This is a genomic window from Edaphobacter modestus (genome assembly GCF_004217555.1).
GTDB lineage: Bacteria > Acidobacteriota > Terriglobia > Terriglobales > Acidobacteriaceae > Edaphobacter > Edaphobacter modestus.
In genome coordinates this window covers 4,604,970-4,625,812 of sequence record NZ_SHKW01000001.1, presented here as the reverse complement: position 1 = coordinate 4,625,812, position 20,843 = coordinate 4,604,970, and the positions used below count along the sequence as shown (strand labels likewise).

Below are 20,843 nucleotides of genomic sequence, written 5' to 3'. Positions count from 1 at the left end.
TGCGCTTGGAAGACTCGCGACTGTGCGGCAGTCGAGCGTCTCTCAACTCAGGTTGTCAGTAGTACAGGCGAAAGACTCATCAGCGATGCGCTCGCACGTTGCATGCAAGAACAATCGTTAACGCTTGCCAAGAGTATGAAGAGACAACGCGCAGCGCAAGGGCGAAGCTAGAGCGAAAAGAGAAAAGATTAGAACTTGCACATCCACCGTGGAGTGAATTAGCGCGCATTCATTGATGATTCACAAAGGCTGCCTGTTGAAATCGCGTGCATCACGGCAGGAAAAAGCGTCCCGTTGCAACAGGAATGGTGCGACCTCCGACGAACACGTCAGAGACTTTGTCGCCCACAATCTTCGCCGAGACGTGGAGCCGGCTGGGACGATGCATCTCGATTCCCTGTTCGAAGAGAATGGTCTCGCCGCTGGCCGCAAGACCGTTTCTCACGAGCCATGCAATTGCAGGGCCAGCCGCAGATCCTGTGGCGGGATCTTCTCCGTTGTAGAACTTCATGCGTGCATGCCAGTCGGCACCGCTGCCGCCATCTGCGCGAGTAAGAAAGTAAAAGAACTTTGCATGGTGCTTGTCCAGATAACTCTGTACAGACGCCGTCTGAGGAACGGCGAGCCTGTGCGCGGCGTCGAGCGAACGAAGAGGAACGATGCAGAAGGAGTTCCCTGTCGTGACGGTCTGAATGGGAAGACTGGAATCGATGTCGTCCAGGGGGAGACCGAGCGTCTTCGCTACCTCACCATGGTCCTGCGGAGGTCCGAAGACGGGATCGTTCTGACGCATGGTGCCGAAGACCCCTTGCTCTCCCTGTTGCGGAGGCGCGAAGCGAACGGGGATGGTACCGACCGCCAGATCAAGAGCAATCGTTTCCGCTCCACGCAGGGCAGGATGATTCCAGTAAAGCCAGCTTGCAGTCCCGAGGGTCGGATGCCCTGCGAAGGGAAGCTCCTCGTCGGTGGTGAAGATACGAACCTGCACCCCTCGTTCGCGCTCGATCTCAGGCGAACGAGGAAAGACAAACGTGGTCTCCGAGAGATTGGTCTCGCGCGCCAGCGCCAGCATCTCGGCCTCTGTCAGCCCACGTGCATCGCTGAAGATCGCCAATTGATTTCCCTCAAGGGGCCGTTCGGCAAAGACGTCCACGAGCGCGTAATCGAAGGCCACATGTGCGGTGGAAGGGGGTGGCGGCAGAGTTGACATGGCAGACTCCCGAGTCTATGGTTTTGGTTAGACCGCAATCAGGCCAACCTGCTTGATGCTAGCTGAGCTAGCCGCGGTACGAAATCTTTTGACGCGCGATGACGATGACGCCCAACACGATCCCGATGTGCTGTCGCTGTAGCCCGGTGAGGGTGTGGATGAGCGAATCGGAGTAAACGTCTTCGAGTAGCACAGAGACCCACCCAAGCCGCCGCGGCCCGGGTGGGTTTTCTGTCTGGGCCTAGTAGAAAATTTGAACGTGGGTTGGATCCCCGAAAGGTAGAAAGAACATGTCACTGCGTATCAACGATGTAGCTCCGGACTTTACTGCGGAAACGACACACGGCACGATCCAGTTTCACGAGTGGATTGGTGATAATTGGGCCGTCCTGTTCTCGCACCCGAAGGACTTTACGCCGGTCTGCACCACAGAGCTGGGAGCCGTGGGCTCGCTCGAGAGCCAGTTTGCGGCTCGTGGCGCCAAGGTGATCGGCCTGAGCGTGGATCCAGTCGAGAATCATGGCAAGTGGGCCAAGGACATCGAAGAGGTGACCGGCTCGCCTGTGAACTTTCCGGTTATCGGCGACACCGATCTGAAGGTCGCCAAGCTGTATGACATGTTGCCGGGCGATGCAGGAGACAGCTGCGAGGGCCGCACACCTGCCGACAACGCGACCGTACGGATGGTCTTCGTGGTTGGTCCGGATAAGCGGATCAAGCTGACAATGGCTTATCCGATGACAACCGGCCGCAACTTCGACGAGATCATCCGGGTATTGGACTCCATGCAGTTGACCTCCAAGCACAAGGTGGCTACTCCGGCAGATTGGAAGCAAGGCGACGACGTCATCATCACGGGAGCGGTTTCGAACGAAGAAGCCGACAAGATCTTCCCGGGTTATAAGACCGTCAAGCCCTATCTCCGCACGACGACTCAGCCTAAGTAATGTAATCTGTAGTGCATCGCACTCCGTTATGCGTCCTGCATAGCGGAGTGAAGGGCACCGATGGCGAAGTGGCTAACGCGCTGGTCTGCAAAACCAGTATTCGTGGGTTCAATTCCCACTCGGTGCTCCAAAAAATCGCGAACTCTCCCCCCTTACCTCCAGCGACACCTTCCACAAGTTACCTCTAGCTAACCTGAACCCGCCGCGGGCGACTTAGACGATGTCGCCCATCAAGGGATCGGTATTGCTGGATCGACCTGTCTCCAAGCGACCTGCAAAATGCGATTCGACTTTGAGCCGACATGCTTTAACTGTGAAGTCATACCCCGTGCTGCTTCGAGAGATCCAGCCGACTTTCCTGTATCTCGGAAGGCGTACTTAGAAGGGGCCGGTCGGCATAGTGAACGTAAGCGACCCAGAATATTCTATGATCTAGTTATCGTGTCCTACACAATTGCAGCCTTCTATCGATTCGTTTCCTTACCTTCCCCGGACGCTCTGTGCGAAGAACTACGGACGACGTTCAACGAGAGCGATCTGCGTGGCACGATGCTGATTGCTGACGAAGGTGTGAACGGCACCATGGCAGGTTCGCGTTCGACGATCGCGAACCTTTTGACGGTACTCGAAGAAAAAGTGGGATTAGATAGGGCGGAGGTCAAGTTCTCCTTCTCGGACGAACTGCCTTTCAAGCGACTGAAGTTTCGGATCAAGCCTGAGATCATTACCTTTCGTCGAGCGAAGGTTGATCCGATGCGGCCCGGGAAATACGTGCAGCCGCAGAATTGGAATGCACTGATTACAAATCCCGAAGTCCTGCTGCTCGACACGCGAAACGTCTATGAGTCCGAACTCGGTACTTTCGACGGAGCAATTACTCCCGGCATCGAAATATTTTCCGACTTCGCCACCTACGTGCGCGAGAATCTTGATCCTACGAAACACCGTAAAGTCGCGATGTTCTGCACAGGCGGCATACGCTGTGAGAAAGCTTCAGCCTTCATGCTGCAGGAAGGTTTTGAAGAGGTCTATCACCTGAAGGGCGGAATTTTGAGATACCTCGAAGAAATGCCGGAGCAAGCCAGTAAGTGGCGGGGCGGCTGTTATGTCTTCGACGATCGAACTTCGGTCGGACATACGGATTTTGAAGGCGAATAACGTACCCAGAAGATCACGTTTTTCGCTCGCGTAATTCGTTCGCCCACCCAAACACAACATTACTGTTCTTTGAGCCGCTCGATCAATTTGAGCGGATGAATGGGCTTCGCGAGTATGTCAAACTCGAAGCCCTGTCTCTGCCCTTCGAGCAGAATGTGGGAGATGCCAGCCTGTCCGGAGAACAGCAGAACTTTCGCGGCTGGATGCATCTTCCGGATTGCAATCGCAAGTTGGACCCCATTCAAACGGGGCATCAAGACATCGGAAAGCAGATAATCCGGTCGAAACCAGGTCGCTGTTTCCAGAGCCGTCCATCCATCATACGTAGCGACAGCATGGAAACCGGCCATCTGGAGAATCTCGGCCAGGGTATCGGCAATGCGTCTTTCATCATCCACAACCAGAACCTTGGGAAGGGCAGTCGACTGCCTCATCGGATTGCTTGAAAACTCGTCTGCGAATGAAAAAGAACCGAAGGGCGTTTCAACCATGGGTCTGGATCCTGAACACAGTTATCATTCCGGGTTCGTGCCGAAGCCAGGAGTAGCAACGAAAGGAATAAAGATCGTAACACTTGTACCGCTATTGCCTTTGTCAATACCGCTGGCAACGGAGATCTGGCCCCCTCGCTTTTCAATCAACTGCTTAGCAACCCATAGGCCTATACCCGTTCCGAGATCGCCTTTGGTAGTGAAGAATGGCTCAAAGATTTTTTCCAGATACTCCTGTCTGATTCCCGTTCCGCTGTCGCGAATCACAATCTGAGCTCCATCGCCAACGGCGCCTCTAAGATTGCGGATAGAAATCTTCAGCGAGCCTCCATGACGCATTGCGTCCACGGCATTGGCGATGATGTTGGAGAAGACCTGGAGCATCTCTCCCCTGCTCACCAGGACCTTCTGCAGATCATTGAAACGGGTATCCACCGTAATTCCGGAAGCAATCAGTTTCGAGTTGTAGACCGTAAGAACGTTTTCGACAAGATCGTGGAGATAGACCTCGACCGGTGAGCCCGTGTCGCGGTAGAAGCCCAATGTCTGGCGCGCAATGTGAGAGACCCGTTCCAGTTCCTCTTCCGCTGTAAGCAGGTACTGCACCGCTTTCGCATCCGCGGCGCTATGCTGTCGCGCCAAGAAGATCAGGTTCATCACCGATTCGAGTGGATTGTTGATCTCGTGAGCGATCGTGGCGGCCATGCGACCCGTCGCTGCGAGTTTTTCGGATTGAATCAACAGGCGCTCAATTCGCCTGCGATCTGAGATGTCGCGCGCAATCTTCGAAGCACCCAATACGTTTCCAGCATTGTCTCTTATCGGAGAGATCGTCACCGAAACCTCGATCCTCTCCCCATTTTTCCTTCTGCGGGTGGTCTCGTAATGATCGATGCGCTCCCCGGCTCGCAGCCGTCGCAGGATTTCATGCTCTTCATACTGCAATTCAGTAGGAATGAGTTTCAGGATAGACGTGCCCAGCATCTCCTCCGCCGTATAGCCGAACATACGGTAAGCCCCTTCATTCCAGCTGGTAATGATCCCGTTAAGATCTTTGCTGAGGATGGCGTCGTCTGCGGAATCGACAATAGCGGCAAGCCGGGATCTGATCTCGTCATCTCTGGGACGGCTCGAGATGTCGTATGCGATCCTCGCGGCCCCAATACCGCGGCCACCCTCATCCTTTACCGGGTAGGTTGTCACCGCTACCGGGACCTTGTCGCCATTCTTCGTCAGCCAGGCAGTTTCATAAGGAGCGATCGTCTGATCGGTCTTCAGCTTATGAAGAAGTTCATCCTCTTCGTGGTGAAGCTCGGGAGGAATGAGCTGAAGGATGGATTGACCAACCACTTCATCGGCCTGATAACCAAATGCATGCGCCGCCGAACGATTCCAGCTGACGATCTTTCCTGTCAGATCATTGCTGATGATCGGGTCGTGGGACGAATCGACGAGTGCAGCAAAGTACGAACGTGTATTGGGGACGATACTGCGTAGGTCTTGGGAAAGGCTAGGCGAGGGCTTGTTGGCTCCATACTCCAAGGCGATAACTCCATATCTAAGGCTAAGGACAAGCACAGCACCCGTATCAGGAAGTTACGATGCAAACCGATTCCATCGAGTTGTTGTCACCTCATCTTCCATGGAGGCTCTGAACGTGATATCGCAGCCCGATCCATCAGCTTTCCGGGCTCGAACACATTTCCGTTATCGGCAGGCGCAAAACAACTCTGTCCTTTTGCCCACATCCATACTTCTATGGGCCACCGGAACTGTCACGTTTCTTCACTCCTGCGAAATGCAATGCGCGAGGCAGAAGAGGCGTTCTACGAAGCAATACGTTTGGCTGATTGTAACCTCGAAACCCTTCGCCAAAACCTTTCCAATGCTGAGACGGCATGGCTTACCGTGCCTACACTTGTTTTCTGTGCCGTAAAGACCATCCAGGTGTTTTAGACGACTCCAATCCTCCTGGAGCCGAGGTGAGGAAGGCGGCATGGTCAATGACAGAGTATGCTCCGAATGCAACGAGTTGGATCGGCGCTTGCGAAACGCAATTAGCGAAAGCGATTCAGCAAAGAATTCGATGTTCGATTCCCGCATCCCCCTCTCTCAACGCCGGCTTCGCCTGGAAGAGACTTGGCGTTCGACGCAACTGGCTCGGGCAGCTGTCGCGTTGCACAGGAAAAGGTGTGGCCATTCCCATCCCCCCTGAAAAGTGCCTGACCTTTCCTTTCAGGCAGTTCTTGGAGAGCGCCTGTTCGAAACAAATCTTTGAACGGTGCGGGTGTGGACAGCACAACCCAACGGCACGAATGCACATCGCCGCCTCCCCCTTCGCGTATCAGGATCTCGCCCACGTTATTTCAGACGCGCACATCTCGCGCTCCAATGGGTAGAATGATTCGCAACGCGATCGCATGAAATCCCTAAAAGGGCCTCAAATGATGGACCGCTCTCACTCTGTCAGTCTGCGCCGTCACCAGACAGTCACTCTGTCTCTGCTCTTTCTGGCAGGCGTGGTTAACTTTCTCGATCGCTCGTCCCTGTCCATCGCCAACACTACAGTCCGCGCGGAGATGCACCTGAGCGGCACGCAGATGGGCTGGCTGTTGTCTGCTTTTTCCCTCGCTTATGGCATCGCCCAGCTTCCCCTCATCGGGCTTCTGGATCGCGTCGGCACCCGTTCCATTCTGGGTGGAGGCCTCATTCTCTGGTCCGCCGCACAAGCCCTCACAGGCATCGTTCCAGGGTTCGCAACCTTCCTCGTGCTGCGCGTTCTCCTCGGCATCGGTGAGGCCCCTTTTTATCCATCGGGAATCCGAAGCACGCGGGAATGGTTCAGTTCCGCGACCCGAGGACGCGCCACAGCCATCATGAGTTCGTCGCAGACCATCGGCCTTGCCATCGCTCCCCCCATCCTCACCTGGATTATGCTGAGCGTCGGGTGGCGAGCCATGTTTATTCTGCTTGGCGTCTTCGGCCTGATTGTTGCCGTGGCGTGGATTGCGTTTCACCGCGCCCGCCGCGACACGATCTTCGCCGAACCTGAGCCCCCGCCTGTCGTTCTCGAATCCGCATGGAAGACATTAATCCGCCAGCGCGCCGTCTGGGGCATGATGCTGGGTTGGGGAGGCGTCAACTATACCGTCTGGCTTTATCTGGCGTGGCTCCCTGGGTATCTTCAGGATCAGCGCCATCTGTCGCTGGCGAGAACCGGCTGGGTCGCCGCATTACCGTTCCTCTTTGGCGCGCTCGGAATGCTCTCCAGTGGCGTGATCTCGGATCGGCTGGCGCGAACTGGATGGCCTCTCACCACGGTGCACCGGCGCAATATAGTGTGCGGCATGGTCGCTTCTGCAGGGTGTACCTTTGTGGTCGCGTACAGTCAATCCACCATGCAGGCAGTCGCAGGCATCAGCATGGCCCTGTTTTTTATCCATTTTGCCGGGACGTCCGGTTGGGGGTACGTTCAGGCCATCAGCCCGCTTCGCTATGTAGCTTCACTCGGTGCATTGCAGAACTTCGCCAGCTTCATGATCGCGTCGGCTGCGCCTGTACTCACGGGCTGGCTGCTCGATCGCACTCACTCCTTCACCATCGCTCTCGGGATCTGCAGTGCAGTGACGTTGCTTGGAGCCCTGAGCTATGCAACTCTTGCAGGTCCGGAAGGCATGCATCTCGAGCAGGAGTCTCCCGCCAGCGTGGTCTAACAGCTGCTATGGCCGCGACGCGGTCGCTCGGTTTATTCCGTGCTGTCAGTCTGGATGACCGATAGTTTTTGTGCCTCGTTCAGGTCGATCGTAAAAGACCGTGTCTTCCCGTCATCTTCTTCCGAGATGACTTTCAAATATCGATCGGGCGCAATGCCCGCACAATCAAGGGACGCCTTGAGGTCACCCTTGCTCTTGAACCTGCGGACTACTCCTCGGAAGCCTACTATCTCGCCAACAATCGAGCAGGAGACTACATAAGGGTTTGGCCCCTCGTCGCAGCACCGAAGGTTGAGAAGAAATGTGGGCATGAATTCAGTATGGTCGTTCACGTTCCCGCCCCCTTTGCCTATTGGATGCTTCCGACGAGCAGGCAAGACTGCAAGCGCCGGAATGTTTCCAGCGATACCGGGCCGCTACTTTGGCTATCCTTCAGTTCTGAAGGATTTTGAACGCTTCTTCAGGCTTCTGCATAGACCCTGAGGAAAAGACACCCTTCACCGTTCTCCACGACTTGCCGATCCGATCCGAGGCAAAGAACAGCCCCCCGGCCGTGATCGGGCCAAGAACACGATGGTGCCCCACCGCTGCGAGCCCCATGGAAGCAATGCAACCGCATTGAGCGCAATCCGGTTCGCCCCCGAACTGGCAAGGTGTGATCTTCGTTTTCAGGTCAGCGGAGATCGTGTGCGTTGTCCGCGCAAAGATACAATCGTCAGGGTTCTTCGGAGGGGAGAGAATCTCACGAATGAGACCCTCTGCCATATCGAGGACTGGATAGAGAGGGCGCAGTCTCATCAGTTCTTTAGCCACCAGGACGCGCTGATCGGGTGTCAGGATCTCCGGGCCGGTCGCTCCCACCTGCGGAGTAAACAGGCTGAACCAGATCTTATGGATCTCCGGTCGTGCGCTCCAGAAGCGAAGAAATTCCTCCAGGTATCCCGGACGAGAAGCAATGTTACCGGTGATGGTCGAGTGGATCGTAATCTTCGCCCCTGCAATATTCTTCAGGATGCGATCGTAGGTAGCGGGTTTGCGTCTCTCATCGTGCTCGGGTTGAAGCCCATCGATCGAGACGACAATGTTGAGATGCTCGAACCGCCTCCACTCCACAGGGATAACCCGGAAAGCACTCGTGACGACCTGCGTATGCACGCCACGCGCCTCCAGCTTCGGCAGCAGCATCTCCAATTCGCGGTAACGGACCAGCGGGTCGCCGCCAACCAGGGAAACGTGAAGGGGCTTCTCTCGATCAACGATTGCTAGAATCTTTTGTACCAGCTCTTCGCCCCTGAAATCGGAGAGCTGACGCAGTTCGGTTTCGCCACCCAAATGGGCCGCATCAAACGCATAGCAACCGGGGCAGCGAAGAGGACATTCCTTGGTGATTTCGATCGAAAGGGACGGTTTATGGCCGGCCAGGATTCCTACCCACGCTTGCAGTACCTCGGCAGTTTTCATCGAACCCCCACTCAGTCTACTTCAGATGTCACTTTCTGCTCGTCTGTTCGATTTGAGGGGAGAAATATGTTGGAATGGACGGAAGACAGGAGTTGCCCTTGATCGCGAATGGATACACAACGGAAATCGAGCTTCGACGCGACCTTGTCAAATTCGGCAAATGGCTCTATCGACTTGGATTTATGCCGGGGAGCTCCGGCAACCTCTCGGTGCGAGTCAACTCCGAATGCATCCTCGCAACGCCTACCGGATGCAGTAAATATCTGTTAAAGGCCGAGGATATGGTCCTCGTAGATCTGCAGGGGCAACAGCTCTCCGGATCGAGGAAGGTGACCAGTGAAATTGGCATTCACCTCGCCGCCTACCACTCCCGTCCAGATGTGAATGCGGTGGTCCATGCACATCCCCCGCTCGCAACTGGATTTGCCTGCGCCGGTCGAGCTCTCGACGAACCTCTCTGCGCCGAAGCCATCATGATGCTCGGCCCGGTTCCTCTCGCTCCCTACGCCACGACCGGCACCAACGAACTTGCGAGGACTCTTGCTTCGCTCATTCCGGGCCACTCCGCCATTCTGATGGCCAATCATGGCGCGATGACGTACGGAGACAGCCTTCTCGATGCCTTTCTCAAGATGGAGACCGTGGAGCATTTTGCCCACATCTGCCTCGTCGCGCATCAGCTCGGCTCTGCCTGCCCTCTCGAAGAGCCGGCGATTGAACAGCTGCTCGAAGCCCGAACGAAGTATCTCAACAACGCACGCTAATCATTCACATGGCTATAGTCGCGCGAATCCTGCTCATCCTTGCGGGTCGTCGCCTCGACCGCAGCTCGGTGACGTAAAACAGCTGCATTCAAATGCGCCTGCATCGCCGCTCGCGCCTGTTCGGATTCATTCGTCATTACTGCCTGCAAAATCGCCTTGTGCTCTTTCACCGATAAAGGCATGGCTTGCGGCAGCTGAAGCACCTTTGCGACTCCTCGCTCCAGTTGCCCACGGATAACAGAGACCAGGTCGAGGATGAGCTTATTATTCGACGCTCTCGCCAGGCTCAGGTGAAACTCCAGGTCCAGAGCCGCGAATCGCTTCGCGTCTCCGACCGATTCCTCCATCCTGGCTACCAGGTCCTGCAGCTTCTTCAGATCTGCTCCGTGCGCGTTGCGGGCGGCGCTGGCAGCCGTCACCCCTTCTAACGCAACACGAACCTCCATCAGATCCTCAATATCGTGCTGCTCCGTGCTCATCCGCCAATGCAATACGGTCTCCATAAATTTGGAGCCGTCCATCGCGACGGAGGTTCCCTCCCCCGGCCGTGCCGAAAGCACACCCATAATCGACAGGCAGCGAAGCGCCTCCCGCAGCGACGAGCGACTGGCGGCAAACTTCACGCACAGGTCCCGTTCCGAAGGCAGGCGCTGGCCCGCCTTAAGATCCCCATTTGAAATCAAGGAGATAATCTGCTGCACAATATCATCGCTTATAGAGCTCTTGCGAATTGGCCGCACTTTCAGGCGCATAATATCTTTCCGTTGCCTCTTCAGGCGCATCGAAGCAAACCTTCTTCACAATACATCATCGAGCCAAACCTTCTCCTGATGCCAGATTCTACCTTGACATTGGTATGACAATATGACAATCTTTTGGTTAAATTAGCCCTCAAATCCTTACTTCCTCTCGATACGGTGCCTGAGGGCGACTCACTTTAAAGGAGAACTCGCGGTGGCAGATGTAGGTTTTTTAGGTCTTGGAATCATGGGTGCGCCGATGGCCGCGCATCTCGTCGCCGCGGGTCACAACGTCACGGTCTGGTCTCACAATCTTGAAAAAGCTGCGCGCTTCGCCAGGGAACACGGCTGCACTCTCGCCCAAACCCCGGCCGAGGTTGCACGGAGAAGCCACACCAGCTTTCTGTGCGTAGGCGATACTGCAATGTCGCGCGAGGTCATTCTCGGCGAACAGGGGCTCATCCACGGTGCAGCCCGGGGAAGCCTGATTGCGGATTGCAGCACAATCTCCCCCCTCGCCAGCAAAGAGATCGGAGCACAACTGGCGGCAAAGGGGATCCGCTTTCTCGATGCTCCCTGCACAGGATCCAAGCCCGGAGCGGAGGCCGGAACCCTCTCCTTCATGATCGGAGGCGATCGCGCTGCGTTCGACGAGACCCGGCCTCTGTTCGAGACCATGGGCAAGGCGCTCTATTACTGCGGTGAGCAGGGCATGGGACTTCACGCCAAGGTGACCCAGAATCTCGTTCTCGGAAATATCCTGCAGGCCTTCAACGAAGGTCTTGTGCTGAGCACCAAAGGTGGAGTCGATCCCAGAGTCATGATCGAGATCCTCAATAACACGGGGGCACGCTCGGGCTACGTTGCGTCCAAGGCGGATTCTGTTCTGAAGGGCGATTTTTCAACCACCTTCTCCGTGCGTTGGATGGAAAAGGATCTCGGGCTGGCAGTCGAGGTAGCGTCAGAGCTTGGCGTTCCGCTCTTCACCACCTCCGCCTCGCAGCAGCAGCTCCGCACCGCGATCGCCATGGGTTTTGGCGAAGACGACATCAGCGGCTCGATCCGCGTTCTTGAGGACATCGCATCCTGCCAGGTACGAAGCACGCAGGACACGACTCCCGTATAAGCCACAAAAAAGCAAAACAGCAGTATTTGTCTCTCCCATTGTCTGATCTGAAAAACAGTTACTCAATGAAGGAGGTTGCTATGTACCGGAAATTCTTCCCTGCTGTCCTTATAGCCATCATGCTGGTTGCGTGTGTGGCCTCTCCCGGCCTGTACGCTCAAAGTACGACAGCATCGCTGCTGGGTGTTGTACGCGATCCAAGCGGCTCCGTAATTCCCGGTGCGGGCGTGACCGCCACCAACACCCAGACATCGTTCGCTCGCTCGATGCAGACCGACGGTGAAGGCAACTATCTGTTTACGAACCTTCCCATCGGGCCCTATCAGTTGAAGGTCACGATGTCCGGCTTCGAATCCTTCTCCCAGACAGGAATCACACTCGTTGTTAACCAGAATGCACGCGTCGACGTCGGCCTCGTTCTCGGGTCCACCTCTCAAACCGTGCAGGTAGATGCTCAGGCCTCCGGGGTCGATACGCACTCGGCCACCATGGGCGAGCTGGTGAGCCGTGAACGAATCCAGGAGCTTCCCCTCAACGGACGAAATGCGCTCACCCTCGCAGCCGTTGTGCCCGGCGTCACCAACATCATCAATCCGCCCACCGTGCAGACGCAGAGCCGCGCGGGCGCGGGCATCACCGTCGCCGGTGGTCGCGACACTCAAAATGAGTTCCGCTTCGACGGCACGTCGTGGAAGAACATCACGCAGAACACCTCCCTGAATCTTCCCAATCCGGATGCCCTCCAGGAGTTTCAGATCTTCACCAGCAGCCCCAGCGCCGAGTACGGACGCAACTCCGGCGGAATCTTTATCGCGGTCACCCGCTCGGGAACCAACAAGTTCCACGGCTCCGCATTTGACTACTTCCGCAATACCGTTTTGAATGCGCGCAACTACTTCACGCGGTATCCAACGCGAAAGCCCTCACTCATACAGAATCAGTTTGGCGGAACCTTCGGCGGCCCGATTCTGCACGACAAGCTCTTCGTCTTCGGCTCCTACCAGGGCACACGGATTCGCCAGTCGCAGATTCTCTCTCCCGCGTTTATTCCAACCGCGGCACAGCGCAATGGCTTCTTCGGGGCTTCTACAGTACTCAAAGATCCCATACACGGCGGCGTCTATCCAGGTGGGCAGGTTAACCCCGCCGACTTCGATCCGGTGGCGCTCAACATGATGAACCAGTTCATCCCAACCTCTCCAACCGGGGCTGGTGTAGTGCAACTGGTCTCCAGCCCCACGAATGACAATCAATATGTCGTCCGCGGTGACTACAACCTCACCTCCAAGGACTTCTTCTTCATCCGGTACTTCCGGGATAACGGAACCCTCACCAGCCAGGCCGGCACCATCTCGCCTTATGCACCGAGCGATACCAGCCTGAACCTGCAGAACTGGGCCTCCCAGGTGACCCACACGTTCAGCCCATCTCTGCTCAACGAGTTCCGTCTCGGAGTCAGCCGCATCGATTCGAACGTAACGCAGAAAGACAATCGGCAACTCTCCGACTTCGGCGCCACCTTTCCCGGAGTCGTCACCCCGCAGCTCCCAAACATGAATATCAGCGGCTTCGTTAACCTGAATACGACAGACCTTTTCAACGAGCACGACAACATCTACCAGTTAGGCGACACCATTCGTTGGACTCGTGGAAAGCACTCGATCAGCATCGGTGGAGAGATGGAGCGTCTCGAGCTGTACAACTTCGGCTCCTCAGGAAACAACGGAACCTTTACCTTCGATGGAACCCAGACCGGCAACGCGTTTGCCGACTTCCTGATCGGACGCCCAGTGCGCCTGCTCCAGGCCAGCCCTTATCACCGCAATGCGAAGACGTGGGATGGATACATCTTTGCGCAGGATGACTTCCGCGTCACCAACCGCCTTACTCTTAACGTCGGCATCCGATATTCCATCTTCCAGCCCTTTGGCATCACGGGAAACCGCACCAATACATTTCGTGCGGGTCAGAAGAGCGTTGTAAATCCAGGTGCACCAGTGGGCATGGTCTTCCCCGGCGATCCCGGAGTTCAGAACGGCCTTGTCCCCACGGACTACAACAACGTCGCACCACGGGTGGGCCTCGCGTTTGACCCCAGGGGAGACGGGCGTATGAGCATTCGTCTGGCCTATGGCGTCTTCTTTGAAGACCTGCGCTCCGACGTCTTTACTTATGCAGCAGTCAACCAGCCCTTCGTCATCTCGAATACGGTGAACACGCCAAAGAGCCTGAAGGATCCATACGCCGGAACCGTTGACCCCTTCCCCTACGTCTACTCACCGGCGACCGCCAAATTTACCTTTCCGATGAGTCTCTTTACGGTGCCTACGCCCACGTTGAATGCTCCTTATGTTCACAACTTCAGCGCCTCCATTCAGCAGCAGCTTCCCGGCGGCATGCAGTTCAACATAGGCTACGTGGGCAAACTGGAGCATGGCCTGATCCGCATGCTGCAGGCAAATCCAGCGGTATACACGGGCCCCTCCTCCACTCTCGCCAATACAGACTCCCGTCGGCCTCTTCTTCCCGGCGTCTATGGCAGTCTCCGTCAGCTATGCACCTGCTCTAATGCCACCTATCATTCGCTGCAGGCATCGCTCTCCAAGCGCTACAACAACGGCTTGACGTTCATGACTGCCTATACCTTTGGAAAGCTGCTCGACGCCTACTCTGCAACCAACCTTGGACAGACTCCACAAAACCCGGCGAATCCGGGCGGCGACCGCGGCCGTTCCGACTTCGATCGCCGGCATGTCTTCGCAGGCTCCATCGTGTACCAGATTCCTTTCTACAAAGATGCGAACCCGGTCCTGCGCTCCGTCTTCTCAAACTGGGCGGTCAACAGCCTCATCCAGCTCTCGAGCGGTAATCCCTTTACCGTGATCACTGGCCGTGATGCCTCGCTTACCGGAGTCAACTTCGATCGGCCCAACATAATCGGGACTCCCTACCGCGCGTCGTATCTCAACAAGACTGACAAGATCTCGCGCTACTTCAATACCTCCGCATTCACCGCTAACCTGCCGGGCGCCTACGGCAACGCCGGCCGGAACATCCTTAGCGGCCCCGGTCTCGCGAACGTAAATCTCTCTCTCGTGCGAAGCATCCCCATCACCGAACATCTCGGGATGGTGCAGTTCCGCGCGGAGTTCTTCAATGCCTTGAACCACGCAAACTTCGGTCAGCCCGACGGCAACCTTAACAACGCATCCACATCCTTTGGCAAAATCACCACCGCAAGCGATCCGCGCATTATGCAGTTTGCCCTGCGTTATCAGTTCTAATGGAATGGTTGGGCGGCTCTCCGGCTGAGAGACGCCCAGCCGAAATTCTGATTCATTCACTCTTGTAAAAAACCTTTTCGGAGTAACGTCATGATGACTCGCAGAGACTTCCTACAGACGACCACCGCTGCCGCCGCCTTCGCCATGACCGCACCGGGGGGTGCCGCACCCCTGGCCTCAGCCGACTCCGAGTGGTTCGACCGTCCCATGCGCTGGGCGCAGCTCAACCTCACCGAAGACGACCCCGCAAAGATGGATCGCGCGTTCTGGCTCGACTATTTCAGACGCATCCACGCCGACGGCGCCTGCCTGTCTGCCGGCGGCGTAGTCGCCTTCTATCCCACGAAGATCAAGTACCACCATCGCAGCAAATGGCTCGACGGGAACGAGAGCTTCTATGCCGACATGCTGGATGGCTGCCGTAAACAGAACATCGTCGTGCTCGCGCGCACAGATCCGCATGCCACCTACCAGGACGTCTACGAGGCGCATCCGGACTGGATCGCCGTCGATGCGAACGGCAAGAAGCGTCCGCACCCTGATTATCCGAGCATGTGGCTCACCTGCACCCTCGGACCGTACAACTTCGACTTCATGACCGACGTCACCCGCGAGATCGTCGAGATGTACAACGTCGGCGGTATCTTCTCCAATCGCTGGACCGGCAACGGCATGTGCTACTGCGAACACTGCGTTCGCAACTTCCGTGAGGCGTATCACGAAGACCTTCCACGGAACCACGATCCGCGAAACCCGGTCTACCGCAATTACCTCATGTGGGAGCAGGCCCGCCGCTTCGAGTTGTGGAACCTCTGGGATACCGAGATTCGCAAAGTCCGTCCTGACGCTCGCTACATCGCAAACTCCGGCGGCGGCGCTCTAAGCGGACTCGACATGAAAAAGGTCGGGGAGATGTCACCAACGCTCTTCGCAGACCGCCAGTGCCGTGAACGCGTCATGGTTCCCTGGGCCAACGGCAAGAACGGCAAAGAGTATCGCTCGACGCTAGGTAACAAGGCGATCGGCGGCATCTTCAACGTCGGCATCGTCTCTCCTTACCGCTGGCTCAACTCCACAAAGAGCCCGGCCGAAACCCGCATCTGGGTCCAGGATGGAGTAGCGAATGGCCTTCGCCCGTGGTTCAACATGGTCTCCGGCCAGCTACATGACCGCCGCGGCCTCAAGGTCATCGAAGATCTCTACGTCTGGCACCACAAGAATGAGCGCTACCTGCGCAACACAGCTCCTATTGCACGGGTTGGCATGGTGTATTCGCAGCAGACGGCGGAGTTTTACGCGGGCCCAGCCGACGCACGCCGCCTCGTCGAAGACCCTCAGCTCGGCTTCTACCAGGCGCTCGTCGAAGCACGCATTCCATTCGAGATGGTGCACGACCACACGCTCACCCCGGCGAACATCGACCGCTTCAAGACTCTTATTCTCCCGAATATCGCCGCGCTCTCCGACGAGCAATGCCAGCAGCTGCGCGACTTCGTCCAGCGCGGCGGAAGCATCGTCGCCACGCATGAGACCTCACTCTGCGATGAGCAGGGCAATCTACGCAAGGACTTCGGACTTGCCGATCTCTTCTGCGCATCCTTCGTCTCGCGCGTCAATACAAAGACCGCGCTGCAAAACACCTATCTCTATCCTCAAAAGCAGAACCCGCTCTACGCGACTCTGCTGCGCGGCATGGAAGACGCCGACACGCTCATCGGAGGAACGTGGCAGCTGAACGTCAAGCCCCATGCTGGGGGAGCGCAACAACCCCTGTCACGAATTCCCGAGGTAGCCAACCTTCCTATGGAGAAGACCTTCTGGACCGTAGAGAAGACGGACATGCCCGATGTCTTCATGAACCAGGTCGGGTCAGGCCGCGTCGTCTACTTCCCATGGGATATCGACCGCGTCTATTGGGATGTCATGGCGCATGACCACCAACGCCTGCTGCTGAATGCGATCGAGTGGGCCACCAACGAGCCATCTCCTTTGCGAGTCACTGGCCAGGGCATGTTCGATGCGACGGTCTGGACCCAGAAGAACTCCATGACCGTTCATCTCGTGAACTTCACCAACCCCATGGCCATGCGTCCTCAGATGCACGAGCTCATCGCCTCTCCGCCCCAGGCGGTCGAGGTGGACATCCCCAAAGGAAAGCATGTCGTTCGCGTCCATACCTTGATGCAAGAAGGCCCCATGCCGCACACGCTTACCGGCAATACGCTCAAGTTCCGCGTTCCATCGGTTCTGGACTACGAAGTCATCGCAATCGACTTCGCATAAGATCGGTATAAGGAAAACGGAAATGCGACGACCATCCTTACCCGCAGTAGCCATTGGCCTCATCCCTTTCATCGGCATGTGTCTCACGGTGCCTTGGTGGGACCGCGTCACACCCATGATCTTCGGCCTGCCATTTAACCTCTTCTGGCTCGTTCTGTGGATTATTCTGACCAGCGGATGTATGGCCCTGGCGAACCGCGTTGAAGAGCGCGGCCGAAAGAAAGGTACAACTACCGTATGACGCCCAGCATTACGGCCATGAGCGTCATCTTCTTCATCGTCCTCGTGGGAAGTGTCGTCGGCTTCCGTGCAGGAGCCGGCCGCAAGATGAACCTCGAGGAATGGTCCATCGCCGGCCGCAGCTTTGGCCTGCTCTTTATGTGGCTGCTGATGGCCGGCGAGATCTACACCACCTTCGCCTTTCTCGGCGCCAGCGGATGGGCTTACTCTCGCGGTGGCCCGGCGCTGTACATCATGGCCTACATCACGCTGGGCTATGTCGTGTCGTTCTACATCCTTCCTTACATCTGGGAACTGGGCCGCCGCCACGGCCTGCAGACGCAATCCGACTTCTTCGAGAAGCGATACCGCAGCAAGGGCCTCGCACTTCTCGTATCTCTCGTCGGCGTCCTCTTCGTCATTCCATATCTGCAGATTCAACTGACGGGCCTCGGCATCATCGTTCAGGTCGCCAGCTTCGACCAGATTCCGCGCAGCGCATCCATGCTCATCGCTGTCACCATCGTGGCGCTCTTCGTCTACTTTGGCGGTATGCGTGCCGTTGCCTGGGTTAGCGTCATCAAGGACTTCCTGATGATTCTTGCGGCCCTCTCCATCGGCATCTACGTCCCGATACACTACTTCGGCGGCGTCGGCCCGCTCTTCCACACACTCGCCGCAACCCATCCCACCCATCTGGTCATGCCCGGCGCAACCAAAACGATGGGACACGCATGGTTCATCTCCACCGTAATCCTCAGCGCATGCGGCTTCTACATGTGGCCGCATACATTCGGTGCAGCCTTCACGGCCAGGAGTGGCCAGATTCTTCGCCGCAACGCGATCGTCACGCCGCTCTATACCCTCAGCCTCGTCTTCATCCTTATTGCCGGCTTCGCAGCCCTGCTCATCGTTCCCGGCCTGACCAATGGCGACATGTCGCTGTTGATGCTCGCGCGTAAAACCTTCCCTGCGTGGTTTCTCGGCGTCATCGGCGGAGCAGGCGCGCTGACCGCAATGGTGCCAGCCGCCATCATTCTCCTTACCGCTTCTACGCTCTTTGCCAAAAACGTCTTCCGGCCCCTCTTCTCCCCAGATATGTCAGAGGACCGCATCGCACGCCTCGCAAAGGTCACGGTCCTCGTGCTCGCCCTCACCAGCTTCGGCCTCGCACTGCACAGCTCCAGTACACTCGTCGCACTTCTTCTCCTCGGCTACGCCGGAGTCACCCAGTTCTTTCCCGGTGTTGTCCTCGGCCTCTTCTGGCCCCGCGTCACTGCGATAGGCGCCACCAGCGGACTCGTGGCAGGCCTGGCAGCGGTCGCCCTCCTCATGCTCTCGCATCGAGATCCCTTCCACGGGTTCAACGCCGGATTTCTCGCACTCATTTTCAACTTCGCCGTCACGACAGCCGTCAGCCTTGCAACACCCGCTCAGTCCAATCCCATGCCGCTCCTCGATGAGGAGCAGATCACAACCCCCGTACGCTGAGCTGCTGACTCAAAGCTCAGCGTAGCGGTCGTGCATTGCCCCGACTTCTCAGGGCAATCAGCGGCATTCTTCCCCCATAACCAGCAATCTTTCAGGAATAGAATCATAGACATCAGAAGAGATGTAAGATGCCCGGGAAGATCGTTCCGGGGAGAGTTCGAATCGCTATGAAGAATAGACCGCGAGAATTGGATCGGCTCCGCATCGCGCTGACACTGCCGACGGTTCTGGCCGTTTCCTTCTTCCTCCCGGCACAGCAGAACACCCCTCCCCCCGACGCAGCCCCCAGTTCCCAGCCCTCTGGCCAAAAGAGCGATGCCGAAGCCGCAAAGGCCCCTTTGACCCCTGAAGAGAAGAAGCGTGCCGACTTGATCGCCGACACGGAAAAGCTCTACAAGCTTACCCAGGAGCTGAAAGCAGAAGTCGCCAAAAGCAACAAAGACACCCTTTCGGTCTCCGTCGTCAAGAAGGCCCAGGAAGTCGAGCGGCTGGCCAAGAGCATCAAAGAGCGAACGCGCACGCGATAACTTTAATTCGCTCGTGCCCTCAGGATTCTTCCCTCTGTCCCTCCGAACGTCGTCCCGGTATGCTGATGGAGCAGCATTGCTGCACCAAAGGAACCACGGAAGCATGTTTCGAGGAGACACTCACGCGTGACATCCCTTCGCGCTCAAAACGACTGGCCCCCAGTCGTCGTCGCCAGCGTGTTCCAGACCGGTCTCAACCTCATGCGCGATCTTCTTCGCCGTGGCGTGCGCACGGTAGGAATCGATTGCGATAGCAGTCACGAAGGCTTCCGTTCCTCCTACGGCAAGTCGTATCTCTGTCCCAATCCGGATACTCACCCGGACGAGTGGACCGCCTTCATGATCGTCCTGGCGCAAAAGCTTGGTGCGAAGCCGGTCATCATCCCGGCCGCCGATATCTTCGTCTCTGCGCTCGGCAAACACGTCGAAGCCCTGAAAGACCACTACATCTTCTCCCTGGACTCCATCGCCGTCCAGGCCGCGCTGGCCACCAAGGAGCAGCAATACGCCCTCGCCGCCCAGCACGGTCTCCCTATTCCCCGCACCGCCTATATTCAATCCCGCGCCGATCTCGAACGCTTTGTTTCGCAGGCGCGCTTCCCCTGCCTCATCAAACCGCGCCACCAACGCGAATGGGATGCCCTGCCCGCTGGCAATCCATTGCGAGGTCTCAAGCTAACCACCGCCGACAGCGCCGAGCAGCTTCTGGCCGACTACTCCCACACCGAAGTCCTTCGCCCCGAGGTCGTCGCGCAGGAGATCATCGCCGGCGGAGACGACGCTAAGTACTGCTATCTCTCCGTTTACGGCGCCGGCAGCCGCAGGCTCGGACACACCGTGGTTCACGAACTTCGCGCTCATCCCGTCCTCTTTGGCAGCGGCTCTATCGTCGAGCCCGTCATCGATCCCGAGATCGCCACCCTCTGCGATAACTTCCTCCGTGGCATCGGCTACGTGGGAATCTGCGAGATCGAGGTTAAGCGCGACACCCGTGACGGTATCGTCCGCCTCATCGAGGCCAACCCCAGGTATAGCGTCACCGCCGACGCCTCCGTCTATGCGGGAGTCGACATCGGCTGGCTCCACTACCTCGACCTCATCGGCCAACCCGTCGAGCCCGTCGAACCAACGCATCTGGGATACCGCCACATCGTGCTGCGCCGCGACATCCCCGCGTTGCCACGCTATGTCGAGCAGGGCCTCCTCACATGGGGTCAGATCCGGCAGACCTATCGCGGCAAGCTCGCCTTCTTCGACTTCGACCGCAAGGACTGGCGCCCAACCGCAGCAACGCTAAAGGGATGTGCCCGCGTCGCAGCGGGAACCCTCCTCCGCTCCCTCGGCCTAAGACGAAAGCTTCCCAACTAACCCTGAAGTGACGAAGTTTCCAGAACTGCCATCCAATCCACCCAGATGGATCTGCAATAGG

Annotated in this window: 17 protein-coding genes and 1 tRNA gene; 12 read left to right on the top strand and 6 right to left on the bottom strand. The window is 57.2% G+C overall.

The window, feature by feature from the left end; all coding sequences use genetic code 11:
- Nucleotides 1-271: 271 nt before the first annotated feature.
- The gene (locus BDD14_RS19535; protein WP_130420401.1) at nt 272-1,210 is read right to left on the bottom strand and encodes a PhzF family phenazine biosynthesis protein; all 939 of its coding nucleotides are present in this window, start codon (nt 1,208-1,210) and stop codon (nt 272-274) included.
- Nucleotides 1,211-1,277: 67 nt separating this feature from the next.
- On the bottom strand, nt 1,278-1,403 hold the full coding sequence (locus tag BDD14_RS33780; RefSeq protein ID WP_278045493.1) for a hypothetical protein: 126 nt from the start codon (nt 1,401-1,403) through the stop codon (nt 1,278-1,280).
- Between the two features lie 97 nt (nt 1,404-1,500).
- Between BDD14_RS33780 and BDD14_RS19530 the strand changes: the two genes are divergently transcribed.
- The 3 genes from BDD14_RS19530 to trhO all read left to right on the top strand — a co-directional run bounded on the left by BDD14_RS19530 (nt 1,501) and on the right by trhO (nt 3,315).
- Nucleotides 1,501-2,157: a peroxiredoxin gene (locus BDD14_RS19530; RefSeq protein WP_130420399.1), complete on the top strand. Its 657-nt coding sequence runs from the start codon at nt 1,501-1,503 to the stop codon at nt 2,155-2,157.
- Between the two features lie 54 nt (nt 2,158-2,211).
- Nucleotides 2,212-2,287: transfer RNA gene (locus BDD14_RS19525), tRNA-Cys, on the top strand.
- Nucleotides 2,288-2,598: 311 nt separating this feature from the next.
- Entirely contained in the window at nt 2,599-3,315 is a 717-nt protein-coding gene (gene trhO / locus BDD14_RS19520) for an oxygen-dependent tRNA uridine(34) hydroxylase TrhO (protein ID WP_130420397.1), read from the top strand.
- Nucleotides 3,316-3,374: 59 nt separating this feature from the next.
- Here the strand turns inward: trhO and BDD14_RS19515 are convergent, their stop codons facing one another.
- The gene (locus BDD14_RS19515; RefSeq protein ID WP_130420395.1) at nt 3,375-3,806 is read right to left on the bottom strand and encodes a response regulator; all 432 of its coding nucleotides are present in this window, start codon (nt 3,804-3,806) and stop codon (nt 3,375-3,377) included.
- Between the two features lie 24 nt (nt 3,807-3,830).
- Entirely contained in the window at nt 3,831-5,348 is a 1,518-nt protein-coding gene (locus tag BDD14_RS19510) for a PAS domain S-box protein (RefSeq protein ID WP_242618072.1), read from the bottom strand.
- An 878-nt stretch (nt 5,349-6,226) separates the two neighbouring features.
- On the opposite strand from BDD14_RS19510, the gene BDD14_RS19505 reads away from it, so the two are divergent.
- Nucleotides 6,227-7,519 carry an MFS transporter gene (locus tag BDD14_RS19505; RefSeq protein WP_130420393.1) on the top strand — a complete coding sequence of 431 codons (1,293 nt, stop codon included), beginning with the start codon at nt 6,227-6,229 and terminating at the stop codon, nt 7,517-7,519.
- A 432-nt stretch (nt 7,520-7,951) separates the two neighbouring features.
- Here the strand turns inward: BDD14_RS19505 and BDD14_RS19500 are convergent, their stop codons facing one another.
- On the bottom strand, nt 7,952-8,980 hold the full coding sequence (locus BDD14_RS19500) for a radical SAM protein (protein WP_130420391.1): 1,029 nt from the start codon (nt 8,978-8,980) through the stop codon (nt 7,952-7,954).
- Between the two features lie 74 nt (nt 8,981-9,054).
- Here BDD14_RS19500 and BDD14_RS19495 point away from each other — a divergent pair, with 74 nt between their 5' ends.
- The gene (locus BDD14_RS19495) at nt 9,055-9,744 is read left to right on the top strand and encodes a class II aldolase/adducin family protein (RefSeq protein WP_130420389.1); all 690 of its coding nucleotides are present in this window, start codon (nt 9,055-9,057) and stop codon (nt 9,742-9,744) included.
- Here the strand turns inward: BDD14_RS19495 and BDD14_RS19490 are convergent.
- The gene (locus BDD14_RS19490; protein WP_242618071.1) at nt 9,741-10,496 is read right to left on the bottom strand and encodes a FadR/GntR family transcriptional regulator; all 756 of its coding nucleotides are present in this window, start codon (nt 10,494-10,496) and stop codon (nt 9,741-9,743) included. The genes BDD14_RS19495 and BDD14_RS19490 overlap by 4 nt on opposite strands.
- A 202-nt stretch (nt 10,497-10,698) precedes the next feature.
- Here BDD14_RS19490 and BDD14_RS19485 point away from each other — a divergent pair, with 202 nt between their 5' ends.
- The 7 genes from BDD14_RS19485 to BDD14_RS19455 all read left to right on the top strand — a co-directional run bounded on the left by BDD14_RS19485 (nt 10,699) and on the right by BDD14_RS19455 (nt 20,782).
- A complete protein-coding gene (locus tag BDD14_RS19485; RefSeq protein WP_130420385.1) occupies nt 10,699-11,610 on the top strand; it encodes an NAD(P)-dependent oxidoreductase in 912 nt (303 codons plus the stop codon).
- Nucleotides 11,611-11,690: 80 nt separating this feature from the next.
- Nucleotides 11,691-14,894 (top strand): TonB-dependent receptor, encoded by a 3,204-nt coding sequence (locus BDD14_RS19480; protein ID WP_165420167.1) that lies wholly within the window; start codon nt 11,691-11,693, stop codon nt 14,892-14,894.
- Nucleotides 14,895-14,984: 90 nt separating this feature from the next.
- On the top strand, nt 14,985-17,177 hold the full coding sequence (locus BDD14_RS19475) for an alpha-amylase family protein (RefSeq protein WP_130420381.1): 2,193 nt from the start codon (nt 14,985-14,987) through the stop codon (nt 17,175-17,177).
- A gap of 22 nt (nt 17,178-17,199) precedes the next feature.
- Nucleotides 17,200-17,418 (top strand): DUF3311 domain-containing protein, encoded by a 219-nt coding sequence (locus BDD14_RS19470; protein WP_130420379.1) that lies wholly within the window; start codon nt 17,200-17,202, stop codon nt 17,416-17,418.
- Nucleotides 17,415-18,887 carry a sodium:solute symporter family protein gene (locus BDD14_RS19465; protein WP_130420377.1) on the top strand — a complete coding sequence of 491 codons (1,473 nt, stop codon included), beginning with the start codon at nt 17,415-17,417 and terminating at the stop codon, nt 18,885-18,887. The genes BDD14_RS19470 and BDD14_RS19465 overlap by 4 nt, the downstream gene beginning before the upstream one ends.
- Before the next feature lie 167 nt (nt 18,888-19,054).
- On the top strand, nt 19,055-19,414 hold the full coding sequence (locus tag BDD14_RS19460) for a hypothetical protein (RefSeq protein WP_165420166.1): 360 nt from the start codon (nt 19,055-19,057) through the stop codon (nt 19,412-19,414).
- A 126-nt stretch (nt 19,415-19,540) separates the two neighbouring features.
- Nucleotides 19,541-20,782, top strand: a complete 1,242-nt coding sequence (locus BDD14_RS19455) for a carboxylate--amine ligase (protein WP_130420373.1) — start codon at nt 19,541-19,543, stop codon at nt 20,780-20,782.
- The last annotated feature ends 61 nt before the right edge of the window (nt 20,783-20,843 follow it).